The organism is Cobetia amphilecti (assembly GCF_020217465.1).
Classification (GTDB): domain Bacteria; phylum Pseudomonadota; class Gammaproteobacteria; order Pseudomonadales; family Halomonadaceae; genus Cobetia; species Cobetia amphilecti.
Genome location: NZ_CP084115.1, coordinates 2,261,098 through 2,275,233, shown reverse-complemented (window position 1 = coordinate 2,275,233; position 14,136 = coordinate 2,261,098). Strand labels below are relative to the sequence as shown.

Sequence of the window (14,136 nt, the reverse complement as noted above, 5' to 3'; positions counted from 1 at the left end):
CAAGCCATGCTTGCGGGGGCGTTGTGTCTGGGGGCTCAGTCGGTCCAGGTCGGGCGGGTGAAGGCTCAGATGACGCTCAGGTCCTTGTCGACCATCAGACGGCCTCGGCCATTTTCCTTGGCGTGGTAGAGGGCGTCATCGCTGCGCTTGACCCAGCTCGACAGGGTGTCATCGGCGTGCAATTCGCTGGCGCCGGTGCTGAAGAGAATCACGCCATGCAACAGGGGCGAGGCTTCGCAGCGCTCCCGCAGGCATCCATCGAACTGGCGAGCCGTCGCCAGGGTGCCGGGAATCAGGATCATGAACTCCTCGCCGCCATAGCGTCCGGCTTCTCCCGAGAACTCTCGGGTCAACTGGCTGACATGGCGTGAGAACTCTTCCAGTACCGTGTCGCCGTACGGGTGGCCGTGGTTGTCATTGATCATCTTGAAGTGATCCAGGTCGCAGATCAGCAGGCAGGCACTTTGCGAACGCCTGATCCAGGCTTCGGCCTGTTCGTGGATGGCGCGGTGATTGTAGAGGCCGGTCAGACTGTCCAGCAGGCTGAGGCGCTCGAGTCGCGCCGCATAGGCATTGGCGATATCACGCTCTTCATGGATACGTCGGGCATAGCCTGCGATCACCACGCTGAGAAGCCCGAAGGCCAGCGTGTAGCTGAAGCCCATATCGAGAAAACGCATGCCTTCGCTGGCATAGCTGCTGACCAGGCCCGGCCTTGCATGCTCAAACGCCAGCAGTGCCCATGGCATGAACATCAGGCCGATGACGATGATGCCTCGGCGCTTGGGGTCGGCGGGCAGTACCGCCAATACATAGGCCGACGCCATCAGGTAGAAGAGCAGGGTCGGGCCGGTCGCGCCATGATTGAACAGCCAGTTGCCGGGCAGCATCACGAAAGTGACCAGCGCACAGAACAGCCAGGCCATGCGCTGGAACTCGCCATGAAACCGCGAGCGATACCACATCAGGGCGATGAACGCGCTGGTGATGACCAGCACGATGTTGTACGCCGGCAGGGTGAGGCCCAGCAGGGAATTGAAGAGGGCCGAAATCAACCCGATGAAGAATGCGGAAACGAGAAAGCCATGATGGAGTGTCTCTCGGGCGGAGCCGGTCTTGCCGACCAGCCAGCGCCAGGAGGTAACTATCAATTTCAATGGGCTGACCATGTGACCTCGGGCATCGAGATGTCAGTGCACATCAGGCACCAACCGGGAAAGGCTGGATGATACACCACCTCATCATCAGCCACAGCTCGCCAGAGCCAACGAAGGCTCCGCAAACCCTATGCTAACGCAGCGTGGGTCATAACTTGTCTGACAAGAAGCTGCGCGAAATGAAGGCGTCCAACTTTCCGCATGAAGCGCAATATATTGCCTTCTCGACGCTGGCGCGATAACCCCTCATACCTTCCCGATGCTACCCGGCGTCGCTCCGTTACTTCCAGGGCGTGTAGCGGTAGCTGTCGGGGTCGTTGGCATCCGGGCTGTCGGCTTCCTTGAGGCGCACGAGGGTATTGCCATCCTCGTCCTCTTCGACTCCCGTCACTGTCACCGGAAAGTTGGGTGACAAGGCGTCGAGTGCGGGCCATTGCCCCTTGGTGATCTGGCTGCCGGCGGCAGGGGCGCTCTCGGCGCTGACCTTGATGGGGTCGCCGCTGACGCTGGTGCCGCCCTTGAGCGTGGTGGTAAGCGTGAATTGGATCATCGGTCGCGAACTCCTCTGGACGATTGTCGTTCATGGGCGTTGCATTCGAAGGTGCGCAATGAATGCCTGCTTCATGAACATGCGTCGCACCCGGTCATTTTGCAATGCCGACAGCGGATTCAGGCGTCAGTGCGACACCAGATCACGACGCAGGTAAAGAAATGTGAGATTCCTGCTTTTCTTTTTGAGATCAATGCGGTACATTACGTCTCGTCTTGAGGGGGAAGCTCTTCCAGACACTGTCGGGACGTGGCGCAGCTTGGTAGCGCGCTGCAATGGGGTTGCAGAGGTCGCAGGTTCGAATCCTGTCGTCCCGACCAGATTCAAGTGAAAAGGCCATCCGGTAACGGATGGCCTTTTTGCGTTTTCGCATGTCCTGAAGATGCCCATCTCGTCACTATTTACTCACTGCTCACTCACTGCTCTCCATCTTTCAGCTCCCGATTTCCATTCTTCATCACCATTCTCGCGATGACCCGCCTGCCTCACGTATCTCGCCTTTGGTTCGTATTGCTCACTTTCCCGGCCTCTCAGCTCAATCAGCACTGTGCTCGCGCAAGCGCTTTTCTATTGATCCAGGCAGATGCCACTGACATCTGGCCCAGAAAGCGCTGCCGCTTGAGTTGATCTGGATCAATTGACTGTCGGCTCGAAGTGCGGGGTAGGCGGGATGAGTTCTCTAAGCATGTAAGTATTAGATTTTCCGTATATACTGCGCCAGTCGATATTGGGGGTGATAATGAAAATCATAGACGTTTACACGGCATCTCGATTCAATCCCGAACGATCCATCCTCAGAGAACAGCTGGGGGGAGGCTATGTGGTGCAGACCTGCGCCGTGGCCGCCGAAAACTATTGCTTCGAGGTCTCTCAGTCGCGCCACTTCATCTTGGGATTTGAGGTCGCGGGCGCACGCAGTGCTGAATTTCTGTCGATCATCACCGAGGATTACGTCTTTCAGCATCCCGGCATCCGCCCGGAAACGCTCTCGGCCTACCTGCAGGATCGCGCCCGACATCCGCTGCGTCGTCGCGCTGCCTCTGCGCCTTCCGCCTCTGCGCCTTCCGCCACTGCGCTTTCCGCCACTGGGTCGGGCGCCGTACGGCGCAGTGTCACCGGCATTGCCGTTGGCTGATGATGCTTGAGGCAACGCTTTCCAGCGAATCTGGTTGCACCGTGCTGAGGTGAAAAGGCAGGCCAGATGTAGGCAAGAGACAGCCAGCAAAGGGCTAGCGAGGCAGCAAGGAAGACAGCCAGGAAGAGAAGGCTATAAGGACAGTCAAAACGCGCAGGGCAAGGAAGGGTAGAACGCAGCGCTGGGGGAGGGGAGCCGTTCAGAGAAGACTGCACGGGTTTTTCACTTTTTACGACGTTCACTTTTCGCCGTGCGCTTGCGCGACCCATCTAGTCGCGAGGCGGGCCGCGGATCACGCCCGGGCCAGGTAGCGCCTTAACGCCCAGACCGTACTGGCCAGGCTCACACAGCAGAGCAGTGGCAGGGCAACATCGAGACAGGAATCCAGATTCCAGTGCTGCAGCAGGCCGTAGTCCCAGTTCTCTGCCTTGGGTCCATCGCCCTTGTATTCATGCTGAGCGATCTCACGGCCCAGAAACAGGGCGACGGCGATGGCACCTGCCGACCACACGCCAAACAGCGGCCACAGCGCCAGCTGGATCAGCACGGCGATCAAGCCGTGCTGAACGGCACTGTCCAGAATCTCGGCCGTCATGGGTCAGCCATCATGCTTGAGGCCTCATGCTTGAGAGCTCATTCTCGAAAGCCATCTCTCGCTCCCCATTTCTCGGCCCTCGTTGTTCGATAAAGTTCATGCCCCTCACGCGTAGCCCAGCGCTTTCTGCAGACGTTCGGCGTTGTCGGCTACCCACTGGGCATTGATCGGCCCCCAGTCACGAATCACGTAGTGGCCGATATTGTTGCGCTGGCCCTCCTCGCGCTGGAATTCACAGACGATCTCGAGCTCACCCAGGGCGGTGATGGTGTCCTGGGCGGTACGCCGCGGCATGCCGGTGGCCGCGATGATGGCTGGCACGCTGGCGATGTCATGCGCGATGAGGTGGGCCACGAACAGGCGTCGATAGAAGCTTGTCTGGGTCTTGCTCAGCGGGGTGTCGGGCATTGGGGCTCCATACGGCGAAGAAGGGGGCTGTCGAGAGGTGATCAGTGGCTCAGGGTGTAGTCGATGGTGGTCACGACTCTGACCTTCTTGATGTCAGGGGTATAGCTGTCGAGGTCCGAGATCGAGAAATAGCCCTGGCTGGCATGCTTGATGTGGCCGACCGTGCTACCGGAATCCTCCGCGAACTGCTGGGCGGCGCGTCGGGCATCCGCGGTCGCGGCCGCGATCATGTCCGGCTTGATGGCTTCAAGCCCCGTGAACAGGAATTCGGTGCGGTAGGCATAGTCAGCCGAGAGCAGGATACCCTCGCGCACCAGTTCACCGGTCAGTGAGGCGCTTTGCTTGACGAGGTCGACCTTGGGCGAGCGCACCAGCACCGTAGCTTCGGCGCGATAGCGCTCATCCGGGCGCTGGGCGTTGTAGCTGTTGGCGTAGAGGTCAGTCACCTGGGGAGAGGTCACGCTGACCTGGTCGGCGGGAAAGCCCTGTGCGGTGAGAAAGGCGCGAATCTTGCGCTCATCATTGGCCAGCGCCTCATGAAGCCCGGTCAGCTGATTGGCATTGACGCTGAAGTGCAGCGGCCAGAGGGCCAGGTCGGCCTTGACCTCGCGCTCCGCGAGCCCCTTGACCGTCACTACACGGCTGGAAGATTCCCATACCTGGGCAGCCTGCTTGAGATAGCTGCCACTCCAGACCATTCCCGCGGCCAGCAGGCCGCCCAGCACGGCCGAGCTGATGATATTGCGCATGTATTGTTATCCCTGACGTGAATTATGAGTCGTGAACTGGCCGCCGCTTGCGGCGATGTCAGTCCTGTACCTTGCCGCGCATGGCCTTGATCTTGCCCTTGCGCGTCTTGCTGTCGACGCGGCGACGCTTGGCGCCCTTGCTGGGCGCTGTCGCACGGCGCGCTTTCTGTACCTTCACGGCTTCCAGAATCATCGCCTTGAGACGGGCCAGCGCATCTTCCTTGTTCAACTCGAGGGTGCGATGGCTCTGCGCCTTGATGATGATGACGCCTTCCTTGCTGATGCGCTGATCCGACAGCTGCATCAGGCGCTCCTTGTAGAAGCCGGGCAGCGTCGAGCGCTGTACATCGAAGCGCAGATGGACGGCGGAGGCGACCTTGTTGACGTTCTGGCCGCCATTGCCTTGGGCGCGAATCTGGGTGAGGTCGATTTCCCAGTCGGCCAGCGTTACCGAATTGGAGATGGTCAGCATATTGAATCTCCTTGTCATGGGGACTGTGTGGTGTGTCACGCAGACACAGTCAATGGAGCGATGGGCCATCTTAGCCTATTCGCGTACTGGCTTCAGAATGGCGGTGCGTCGCTTCTCCATTCGGCCGGCTCGCGACGCTGATCGCCTGTTCTCGCGTCACGGCGCAGAGGGCCGTGAGAACTGTCATGAATAGGAGGAGAGGCGAGGAGGCGAGGCGATGATCCATTCTGATATGGCGTTGAGGGTGGGGGAGTTCAACCGCGTGCTGCCCGAGACGGCAGAATATCGGGTACTCTGCTGGCTGCGTCCTGTGTGAAGACTGTCCAGTTTTCCAGACATTCCTGGCAGCACTTTTCCTGGCACTTATGTAATTCTCTCTCCCATCCTCTGCAGAGCGCCTCATGGATATCCCGCATCAGCGTCTTGTCTATTTTCAGGTCACCGTCGAAGCCGGCTCCATCCGGCGTGCCGCAGCGCGTCTGAACATCGCCCCCTCGGCAGTCAGTCGTCAGATAGGTCTGCTCGAAGAGGCCATGGCCGCCTCGCTCATCGAGCGCACCCGTGACGGGGTGCAGCCGACGCGGGTCGGCGAGATGCTGCTGGATTACATCCTGCAGCGAGAGAAGCTCGATCAGCACCTCGGCGAACGCCTCGATGCCTATCAGCGGCTGGAAACCGGGGAGATTCGCCTGATCATCGGCGAAGGCTTCGTCGGCGATATCATCAACAGTCCGCTGCGCGCCTTTCGCAAGCAGTACCCCGGCATCACGCTCAAGGTCGATACCGGCAGCATGCAGAGCATCATCGACAGCGTGATCGAGGATGAGGCGGATATCGGCCTGATGTATCACGAGCGGGTCCATCCCCAGTTGCGCTTCTGGCATTCGAGTCCGCAGCCGCTGGTGGCCATCATGTCACCGGAGCATCCGCTGGCGAGTGAGGCCCATGCGCTGACACTCGAGGAAGTGGCGCAGCACCCCATGGCGCTGTGGGGGCCGAGTCACGGCGTGCGTCAGCTGATGGACGATGGATTTCGTGAGGCAGGGGTGCGCCCGCATATGGTGGTGCAGACCAATTCCATGGAAGTGCTCAAGCAGGCGGCGCGGTCCGAACTGTGCATCACGCTGTTGCCGGCCTTCGCCGCGGCCCGAGAGCTCCAGGAGGGGGTGTTGATCGCTCGCGATGTGGAATGTGCCAGCTTCCGCCAGGCCCGCGCGCATATCATCACGCGGGTCGGGCGGCGCATGCCGCGTGCCAGCCTGCAGTTGCTGCGTCATCTCGAACGCTGGATCACGGCATTCAGCGGTCCGCGTCAGGAAGCGCGCTGACCTCGGGCCTCATGATCCAGGGGCTCTGGTTTCGGTCAGTCGAGGCGGGCGCAGCTGGGCGGGCACCCTGCTCAGCCAGCGATCACATAGATGATGGAGATCATCCTCGTCCGCCGGACACAGCTCCGGCGGCTGACAGCGTTCGAAGACCGCTTTCATCAAGCCTTCCGGCAGGTTGAGCGTGGTGACGAAACTGCGCGCCAGGCGCAGGTCGCGGCGCAGCTGACCGGTCGAGATCCCCGAGTCATAGCGGCCCGGCAGCACCCAACGCGGAAAATTCACCTCGCTCACGGCACTGCGCCCGGCACCCAGGTTGATGGCATCGATGCACGCCTGGGGTGTCACGCCTGCGCGATAGGCCATGGCGACCGCCTCGGCGGTGGTGATCAGGTGCGCGGCATGCAGATAGTCGCTGGCCAGGGCGGCGGCATGGCCACAGCCAGCGTCCCCGACATGCAGATGCTGCGTGCAGATGGCGTCAAGCAGCGCTGTCATGCGCGTCACTGTCGCCTCATCACTGCCGATCAACAGCGTCAGGCTGTCATTCGCCTCATCGGCAGGATTGCGGTTGGTGGCCGCTTCCAGCCAGTGATGGCCGGCGAGGCGTGTCTGCACGGCCAGCTCGCGGCTGAGCGTGACATCACCACTGCAGAGATCGATCACGGTACTGCCGGGCGGCGCCATGCGCAGCAGGCCTTGATTGCCTGTCAGTACCTTCTGTACCTGTTGTGATGTCGCCAGCGCCATCAGATAGACATCGGCGCTGAAGGGTGGGTGGCTCCGGGCGTCCTGCACCTCCGAGGCCGCCATTGCCATGACGCCCTCGACTCCGGCATGCGCAAGCGCCTGTATGGCCCGAGTGCCAATGGGCGCATCGCCAATCACGCAGATCTTCATGCTCAGCACTCCTCGCCGGGCCCGTGTCGCTGGTGGTCTTGATCAGTGGTGATGGTTCGTCAGAGCTTCATCGCAGCCATGCGCTATCCGCCAACGGCCAGCAGCTGACGCACCAGCGATGTCCAGTAGCTGACGCCGATGGGCGTGGCAGCATCATTGAAGTCGTAGTGCGGGTTGTGCAACGAGGCGCTGTCTTCACCGTTGCCCAGCCAGATATAGGCGCCCGGGCATTCCTGCAGCAGATAGGCGAAGTCTTCCGAGGCCATCGAGGGCGGCAGATCACGATGGACCCGCTGGATGCTCGGCAGCTGCTCGAGAACGCTGGCACAGCGTTCGGCATGGCCGGGCGCATTCAGGGTCGCGGGATAGCGCGGCTGATAGTCGAAGTTGACCTTGAGACAGTGGAAGGTCGCCATGGCATCGACGGCGTCATGGAAGCGCTGCTGCAGATGCGCGCGCAGTGCCGGGTCGAAGCAGCGCAGGGTACCGCGCAGCTCGACCTCTTCCGGCATCACGTTGAAGGCATCGCCGGCATGGAACTGGGTAATGCTGAGAATCGCGGTCTGGTGTGCCGGCGTCTCGCGGCTGATCAGCCCCTGCAGCTGAGTCACCAGCTGACAGGCCGCCAGGATGGTGTCCTTGCCCAGATGCGGCATGGCGGCGTGGCAGCCGTGACCGCTCAGGGTCAGGGTGAAGACATCGAAGGCCGCCATCACCGCCTCTTCATGCACCGCCGCCTCGCCGAGTGCCAGCCCCGGCCAGTTGTGCAGGCCATAGATGGCGTCCATCGGGAACTGCTCGAACAGGCCATCCTCGACCATGCGGCGGCCGCCGCCTTCGTTCTCCTCGGCCGGCTGGAACACGAACACCACGCGGCCGGCAAAGTCAGGGTCGCGCGCCAGTTCACAGGCCGCGCCCAGCAGCATGGTGGTATGGCCATCATGACCGCAGGCATGCATCTTGCCCGGTGTGTGCGAGCAATGTGAGACGGCGTTGGCCTCGGTGACATCCAGCGCATCCATGTCGGCGCGCAGGCCGATGGTCTGGCCCTTGCCCAGCTTGCCATCGAGTACCGCGATCACGCCGGTCTCGGCGAGTCCCGTGGTGACTTCCAGGCCTGCCGCACGCAGGATCTCGGCGACGCGCGCCGAGGTGCGGTGCTCCTCGAAGGCTGTCTCGGGATGCTGATGAAACTCATGACGCCAGCTGCGCAGCAGTGCCTCGTCGATCTTGTCGGGTAGTTGCATGCTGAATTCCTGTGGAAACCGGCACCCTGGAGTGCCGGCGTGAAAGTGATGAGAAGGGGAAAGCAAGGTGAGATGCAAAGGGCGAAGCTAGCGTGATCAGAGCAGTGCCTGTGCCACGACCGCCGAGCCGATATAGGTGCCAGTGAAGACCAGCAGCGAGATGATCACCAGTTTCCAGCCCGCCTGGCGGAACATGCTGAACTCGCGCTTGCTGAGCGCCAGACCCGCATAGCCGAGTACCGGCGTGACGATGGCGAGGAAGTTGACGAAGCCCAGCTGCTCAGTGATCCAGCCGCTGCCCGGGAACCACGGCAGTGTCATCAGGATGCTGACCAGCGACACCCAGGCGATGGCCGGCAGATAGAAGGGCATGATGCGGGCGACCAGCAGACCGAGCATGGTCATCACGTACAGGATCAGCATGCCGGGGGCGGCGTCGATCAGGCTGGCACCATTGATGGTGTTGACCACCCAGCCGACCACGCAGACAGCCGCGACGACCATGGCCGTCTTGCCCAGCTGGTTTTCCGGGCGGTCTTCAGCCAGTGCCTCGGAGGCGAGCTTGGCTTCCTCGTCATTCATGGCGTCTTCGCTGCGGGATCGCTTGCGGCTGAAGAAGCGGAACAGGCGCTCCGCGACCGGCAGGGCGATGAACAGCGAGACGTAGAGGCCGGTGGCATAGGTCAGCAGGTTGCTGGCGCCGGCGAAGGCCAGCAGCTCTTCGCCCATCTCCGGCAGGGCACCGGCGATGGCGCCGGAACACGCCGCCACCATGCTGCCGCTGCCGACACCGCAGGCCATGGCCAGCGCACGAGGATCGAAGATGTCCAGTGAGGTCAGATAGCCCGCCATCAGCGCAAACCACAGGGTGCCGAACATGGTGCCCACGACATAGACGCCCATCACGCCGACGCCTTCCGGGCCCTTGAGGCCGTATTTGTCGGAGATGATCGCGATATTGGGTTCACGCGCGATGGAGTAGGTCGCACCGATCGCCTCGCGGCCCATCTTGAGCACCACCACCGCGATCGGCATCGCGATCAGCATGGTGCCCAGATTGCCCAGCTCCTGCAGGATCAGCGCCGGACCCGCCGAGATCAGCTGCTCGATGGCCGGGCCGATGGTGGAACCGAAACGGGCGATGAACGGCATGATCGACAGCAGGATGACCGGCCCTGCCGCCGCGCTGACCACCGGCGGGATGAAGCGCCTGGTACCACTGAACAGGTGCGGATTGCACAGTACGGCGGCAATGAAGGCATAGAACAGCGGCAACAGCAGCAAGGTGCCGGGGCCGAGCGGGAACTTGAGAATACCGATCAGTTCGGCGCCGAGAGACAGCACCACGACCAGCAGGTGCAACCGCCAGTCCAGGAGTTGAGAAAGGGGCATGTGGGACTCCGCTTGTTATTGTAGTTTCTGAAGCTTTTGAAACGGCTGGATGCAGCGCCTCGGGGCATGCCCGCGGCTGTCGGCTGCCGCCCTCTGCCGGGGCGGTCAGCGCAATCCAGTATTGTCAGGAGCGGTGCTCTAAAGAAACATGATAGGTGTACGAATAAATAGAGCGGGCTGGCAGGCGATGACAGGCAGTGAAGGTCTCCAGACGCCGACACCCCGCACAAGGCGGGGTGTCGGGTGGTGCGGTCGGCAGTGCGACAGGGCTCAGTCGCCGGTGATCACGCGCAACAGCTCATGGCAGGCGCCCAGGCTGTGATAGTCACACTTGGCCCCGGGCGAGCTCTTCAGGTCATCGAAGCGCTGGTTGTCGGCATTCAGCAGGCGATACCAGGCGCCGTGCTGGTGGTCGATGAAGTGCTGCCAGGCATAGCCCCACAGGCGCTCGTACCACTCGGCGTAGTGTGAATCACCAGTGGCCTCGTGCAGCAGCGCCGCGGCCACCAGGCTCTCGGCCTGCACCCAGAAGTACTTGTCGTCATCGCAGATGGTGCCGTCCGGCGCGAAGCCGTAGTAGATGCCACCGCGTTCGCTGTCCCAAGCCAGATCCAAGGCGGTATCGAACAGACGCTGCGTGGTCGGCAGCAGCCAGTCGTCATCGCGATGACGCTTGAGCATCAGCAACAGCTTGGCCCATTCCGTCAGGTGACCCGGCTGGAAGCCCCACGGGCGGTAGAGGTTCTTGGGGTCGTCGCGGTTGTAGTCCCAGTCGACGTTCCAGTCGCGATCGTAATGCTCCCAGATCAGGCCATCGGCCTTGGCGGCCTGACGCTGGCAGATGTTGCTGGCCAGGGTCATGGCCCGTTCCAGATAGTGCGCCTCGTCGGTGGCCTCGAAGGCGGCCAGCATGGCTTCACAGGCATGCATGTTGGCGTTCTGGCCACGATAGTCCGACAGTGTCTGCCAATCGGCGCTGGCCTCGTCGGCATAGAGTCCTGCCTCCGGTGACCAGAACCTGTCTTCCATCAGCGCGCGGGTCTCCTCGAGCCAGCCGCGAGCCTCCTCGATGCCGGCACGCCAGGCCGTCGCATAGGCCAGCATCACGAACGCTAGGCCGTAGCACTGGTTGGTGTGGTCTGCCTCGCCTTGCTCGCTCAGCGACCACAGATAGCCACCGGTCTGCGGATCGAGATGGACATCGCGCAGGTAGTCGATGCCGTGACGGGTCGCGGCGAGACATTGCTCATCACCGTTGCGCAGATATTCCATCGCGAAGTTGAAGACCATCCGCGTGCTGCTGACCAGATGACGCGCCGTGGGCGCATACACCGTACCGTCGTCGCGCCAAGCCTGGAAGTAGCCACCGCGCTCATGGTCTATAGCCTTGGGCAGATAGAAGTCCATGATCGAGCGGATATGCTCACCCAGAAAGTCGCGGCTGGCGAACGTTGCCGGCATGGGCGGTACTGCCTGGCATGACAGCGGTGCCTTTTGCGGTGCCTGCGCCAGTGGTGAGGCTTGCTGAGAGGCGTGCTGAGTCATCAGGAAGTCTCCACGACGCCGGCTGCGGCCTTGCTGGCGGTGAAGCTTTCCAGCGGGTTGAGCCAGTAGAGGTCCATCGCCGCGGTCCAGGAGAAGTCGCGGCCGCCACAGCCTTCGCCGGTCACCGAGTTGAAGTATTCGTAGTAGCCGGCGGCCTCGACGCACTTCTGGCTTGCTTGCTTGATCTGGTCGGCCTCGCGGGACATGCCATATTCCTCGCAGCCGGTGCCCAGCATCCAGTTGATGTGCAACCAGCTCGGTCCGCGCCAGTAACGCTTGGGCTCGAAGCGGGTGCTGGCCGGATGGGTAGAGGCGACACCGAAGGGCGCCTGTTCCAGCCATTCCTCGAGCAGACCGCCCATGCGCTGTGCCTGGGCGCCGCTTGCGACCCCGGCGAACAGCGGCAGGATACCGGCGGTGGTGATGTGCTCCAGCAGCACGTTGGCACGCGCATCACGGCTCAGGAAGCAGCCCAGCTCATCGCTCCACAGCGCCTGCACGCCTTCCTCGGTGCGCGCCAACGACTGCTTGAGGCTGAAGAGCGCCTCGCCGTGGGTGTTGACCAGACCCAGACCGGCGGCATCCTCTTCGCACAGCGCGATCAGGTCGCGCGTGCCACGGTGCAGGATGGAGATCAGGCTGATGTCCTCGACGCGGTACGGGCAGTCGCGATACAGCACCTCGGCGTCGTGCTCGTTCTGCTGGAAGAACTTCACCAGATAGATGTAGCGATCGTATTCGTACTTGTGCGGGCGCTCGGACGGATCGACCAGCCCGGTATCGCGACGCACGTATTCGGCATCGACCGGCGGCACGCCAGCCAGCGGGCCATCCCACTGGGGGCTGTTGTCCATGCCCGATTCCCACGGATGATAGCTGCACACGCGGCCGGTATGTTCCGGATCACGATCGCGGTAGAACCACAGGTGGTAGCGGATGACGCCGGGCAGGGTGGCGACCAGCTTTTCCTCGGCAAGCCGGCGATCACGGCCTTCCTCGAACAGCAGCTTCATGACGCTGGCCAGCACCGGCGGCTGGGAGATGGCGCTGGTCGACGGGCTATGCTTGACGCCCCAGACTTCCGGCCCCGGGAAGTAGGTTTCCGCGTCACCGTGGAAGACGATGTGCGGCACCATGCCGTTGTCCCACTGACCTTCCAGCAGGCGCTCAACCTCACGCCAGGCACGCGCTTCGTCACCGGCGGCCAGCCATCCCAGCGCGGTGATGGCGGCGTCCCAGTTCCACTGGAAGGGATAGAGGCCACGCGTGGGCACGGTGTAGCCGCCCAGGTCGTTGAGCTTGAGAACGTCGTGAGCGCTGAGCGCGTCGAGCTTGGCATTCATGTGAGTCGGCTCCGTCGTGGGTCGCGGTGTAGTTACAAAAGGACTGTCACAAAAGGGCTGTGAGAGAATGGTCATCAGTGACTGGCTGTCAGCGACTGATCGCAAGTGAGCAGTCGTCAATCAGTGTCGTGTCCGGCAAGCAGCACGGGCGGCTTGCCGGGTGTTGCAGATTGCCCGGCAACTGTCTGTCAGGTGCGCGGCGCTCTTACGCCGACATCAGGTGGCCGCTGTGGTCGTAGAAGCGCACCTTCTCGGCCAGCGGGCGGATGTGGATATCGCCGCCATTGCCGACTTCGAGATCGCTCGGCACGTTGACGCGAATCATCTCGTCACCGAAACGCGCGGTCAGCTGCTTGTGCGATCCCAGCAATTCCGAGACCAGTACGCGCACCGGGGCGAAGTTCTCGGTGGGCTCGAAGCGCACCTCGAAGTCCTCGGGGCGGATACCGCACTTGTGCACCTGCTGGCTCGATTGCTCGGAGCGGGTCGGGTGATTCCAGCGTGCATCCGGCGGAATGAAGTTCATCGGCGGGTTGCCGATGAAGCTGCCGACGAATTCGGTCGCCGGGTAGTGGTAGATCTCGGAGGGCGGCGCGTACTGCTCGATCTGGCCACCCTTCATGACCGCGATACGGTCCGCCAAGCTCATGGCCTCGACCTGGTCGTGGGTCACGTAGATGGTGGTGGTGTCGGAGGCGGCGAGGATGGTCTTGAGCTCGGCGCGCATCTCCAGACGCAGCAGGGCATCCAGATTCGAGAGCGGCTCATCCATCAGCAGCACTTCCGGCTCCGTCGCCAGGGCGCGCGCTACCGCGACACGCTGACGCTGACCGCCGGAGAGCTGACCGGAGTAGTGATCGAGGCGGTCCTCGATATGCATCAGTGCGGCAGTTTCCTTCACCTTGCGCTGGATATGCGCCTCGCTGTCCTTACGCACGCGCAGACCGAAGGCGATGTTCTCCGCCACGGTCATGTGCGGGAAGACGGCGTAGTTCTGGAACACCATCGCGATGCGACGATCGCGCGGTGCCAGCGAGGTGATCTCACGCTCGCCGATGCGGATCGAGCCGCTGCTCTCGTATTCCAGCCCCGCGATGATGCGCAGCAGAGTCGATTTGCCGCAGCCGGATGGACCGAGCAGCACGGTGAATTCCTTGTCGCGGATCTCGAGATCGATGGACTTGAGGATTTCCTGCTTGCCGAACTGCTTGCTTACGGCGCTGATTTGGATGGCTGACATGGTCTGACTCCTTTGATCGAGAGCGGCGGCGAGGAAGTGAACTCGCTTGCGAGAGACGATGAGGATCGCCGCCGGTCA

General features: G+C 62.3%; 14 protein-coding genes and 1 tRNA gene. 3 read left to right on the top strand and 12 right to left on the bottom strand.

Translation table 11 applies throughout. The features are described from left to right. Positions 1-65: 65 nt before the first annotated feature. Both LCW13_RS09675 and LCW13_RS09670 read right to left on the bottom strand, forming a co-directional pair. A complete protein-coding gene (locus LCW13_RS09675) occupies positions 66-1,157 on the bottom strand; it encodes a GGDEF domain-containing protein (RefSeq protein WP_172978678.1) in 1,092 nt (363 codons plus the stop codon). A 280-nt stretch (positions 1,158-1,437) separates the two neighbouring features. Next, positions 1,438-1,707 (bottom strand): hypothetical protein, encoded by a 270-nt coding sequence (locus tag LCW13_RS09670; protein WP_153635913.1) that lies wholly within the window; start codon positions 1,705-1,707, stop codon positions 1,438-1,440. Between the two features lie 243 nt (positions 1,708-1,950). On the opposite strand from LCW13_RS09670, the gene LCW13_RS09665 reads away from it, so the two are divergent. Together LCW13_RS09665 and LCW13_RS09660 are read left to right on the top strand one after the other, a co-directional pair. Further along, a tRNA-Pro gene (locus LCW13_RS09665) sits at positions 1,951-2,027 on the top strand. A gap of 419 nt (positions 2,028-2,446) precedes the next feature. Next, positions 2,447-2,842 carry a hypothetical protein gene (locus LCW13_RS09660; RefSeq protein ID WP_225346716.1) on the top strand — a complete coding sequence of 132 codons (396 nt, stop codon included), beginning with the start codon at positions 2,447-2,449 and terminating at the stop codon, positions 2,840-2,842. 292 nt (positions 2,843-3,134) lie between these two features. Here LCW13_RS09660 and LCW13_RS09655 read toward each other — a convergent pair whose 3' ends face one another. The 4 genes from LCW13_RS09655 to arfB form a co-directional block, all read right to left on the bottom strand. After that, entirely contained in the window at positions 3,135-3,437 is a 303-nt protein-coding gene (locus tag LCW13_RS09655; RefSeq protein WP_153635911.1) for a hypothetical protein, read from the bottom strand. A 105-nt stretch (positions 3,438-3,542) separates the two neighbouring features. Beyond that, complete coding sequence (locus LCW13_RS09650; RefSeq protein WP_153635910.1) at positions 3,543-3,845, bottom strand: winged helix-turn-helix domain-containing protein; 303 nt, start codon at positions 3,843-3,845, stop codon at positions 3,543-3,545. 41 nt (positions 3,846-3,886) lie between these two features. Continuing rightward, positions 3,887-4,594 carry an SIMPL domain-containing protein gene (locus LCW13_RS09645; RefSeq protein ID WP_153635909.1) on the bottom strand — a complete coding sequence of 236 codons (708 nt, stop codon included), beginning with the start codon at positions 4,592-4,594 and terminating at the stop codon, positions 3,887-3,889. Positions 4,595-4,652: 58 nt separating this feature from the next. Next, positions 4,653-5,066, bottom strand: a complete 414-nt coding sequence (gene arfB / locus LCW13_RS09640) for an alternative ribosome rescue aminoacyl-tRNA hydrolase ArfB (protein ID WP_153635908.1) — start codon at positions 5,064-5,066, stop codon at positions 4,653-4,655. Between the two features lie 401 nt (positions 5,067-5,467). Between arfB and LCW13_RS09635 the strand changes: the two genes are divergently transcribed. After that, positions 5,468-6,394 (top strand): LysR family transcriptional regulator, encoded by a 927-nt coding sequence (locus tag LCW13_RS09635; RefSeq protein WP_153635907.1) that lies wholly within the window; start codon positions 5,468-5,470, stop codon positions 6,392-6,394. 9 nt (positions 6,395-6,403) lie between these two features. Here the strand turns inward: LCW13_RS09635 and LCW13_RS09630 are convergent, their stop codons facing one another. The 6 genes from LCW13_RS09630 to LCW13_RS09605 all read right to left on the bottom strand — a co-directional run bounded on the left by LCW13_RS09630 (position 6,404) and on the right by LCW13_RS09605 (position 14,058). Next, a complete protein-coding gene (locus LCW13_RS09630) occupies positions 6,404-7,291 on the bottom strand; it encodes an NAD(P)-dependent oxidoreductase (protein WP_175090121.1) in 888 nt (295 codons plus the stop codon). An 83-nt stretch (positions 7,292-7,374) separates the two neighbouring features. After that, entirely contained in the window at positions 7,375-8,538 is a 1,164-nt protein-coding gene (locus LCW13_RS09625; protein WP_153635904.1) for a M20 aminoacylase family protein, read from the bottom strand. A gap of 96 nt (positions 8,539-8,634) precedes the next feature. Further along, entirely contained in the window at positions 8,635-9,930 is a 1,296-nt protein-coding gene (locus tag LCW13_RS09620; protein WP_153635903.1) for a DUF3100 domain-containing protein, read from the bottom strand. A 270-nt stretch (positions 9,931-10,200) separates the two neighbouring features. Next, positions 10,201-11,475, bottom strand: coding sequence for an AGE family epimerase/isomerase (locus tag LCW13_RS09615; protein ID WP_318527656.1), 1,275 nt, complete (start codon positions 11,473-11,475; stop codon positions 10,201-10,203). Beyond that, entirely contained in the window at positions 11,475-12,818 is a 1,344-nt protein-coding gene (locus LCW13_RS09610) for an MGH1-like glycoside hydrolase domain-containing protein (RefSeq protein WP_225346715.1), read from the bottom strand. The genes LCW13_RS09615 and LCW13_RS09610 overlap by 1 nt, the downstream gene beginning before the upstream one ends. A 205-nt stretch (positions 12,819-13,023) precedes the next feature. Beyond that, a complete protein-coding gene (locus tag LCW13_RS09605) occupies positions 13,024-14,058 on the bottom strand; it encodes an ABC transporter ATP-binding protein (RefSeq protein WP_225346714.1) in 1,035 nt (344 codons plus the stop codon). Between the last annotated feature and the right edge of the window lie 78 nt (positions 14,059-14,136).

Coding starts and splice junctions, on each gene's coding strand:
- LCW13_RS09670 (WP_153635913.1), bottom strand. CDS start 1,707: ATGATCCAATTCACGCTTACCACCACGCTCAAGGGCGGCACCAGCGTC.
- LCW13_RS09660 (WP_225346716.1), top strand. CDS start 2,447: ATGAAAATCATAGACGTTTACACGGCATCTCGATTCAATCCCGAACGA.
- LCW13_RS09655 (WP_153635911.1), bottom strand. CDS start 3,437: ATGACGGCCGAGATTCTGGACAGTGCCGTTCAGCACGGCTTGATCGCC.
- LCW13_RS09650 (WP_153635910.1), bottom strand. CDS start 3,845: ATGCCCGACACCCCGCTGAGCAAGACCCAGACAAGCTTCTATCGACGC.
- LCW13_RS09645 (WP_153635909.1), bottom strand. CDS start 4,594: ATGCGCAATATCATCAGCTCGGCCGTGCTGGGCGGCCTGCTGGCCGCG.
- arfB (WP_153635908.1), bottom strand. CDS start 5,066: ATGCTGACCATCTCCAATTCGGTAACGCTGGCCGACTGGGAAATCGAC.
- LCW13_RS09635 (WP_153635907.1), top strand. CDS start 5,468: ATGGATATCCCGCATCAGCGTCTTGTCTATTTTCAGGTCACCGTCGAA.
- LCW13_RS09630 (WP_175090121.1), bottom strand. CDS start 7,291: ATGAAGATCTGCGTGATTGGCGATGCGCCCATTGGCACTCGGGCCATA.
- LCW13_RS09625 (WP_153635904.1), bottom strand. CDS start 8,538: ATGCAACTACCCGACAAGATCGACGAGGCACTGCTGCGCAGCTGGCGT.
- LCW13_RS09620 (WP_153635903.1), bottom strand. CDS start 9,930: ATGCCCCTTTCTCAACTCCTGGACTGGCGGTTGCACCTGCTGGTCGTG.
- LCW13_RS09615 (WP_318527656.1), bottom strand. CDS start 11,475: ATGACTCAGCACGCCTCTCAGCAAGCCTCACCACTGGCGCAGGCACCG.
- LCW13_RS09610 (WP_225346715.1), bottom strand. CDS start 12,818: ATGAATGCCAAGCTCGACGCGCTCAGCGCTCACGACGTTCTCAAGCTC.
- LCW13_RS09605 (WP_225346714.1), bottom strand. CDS start 14,058: ATGTCAGCCATCCAAATCAGCGCCGTAAGCAAGCAGTTCGGCAAGCAG.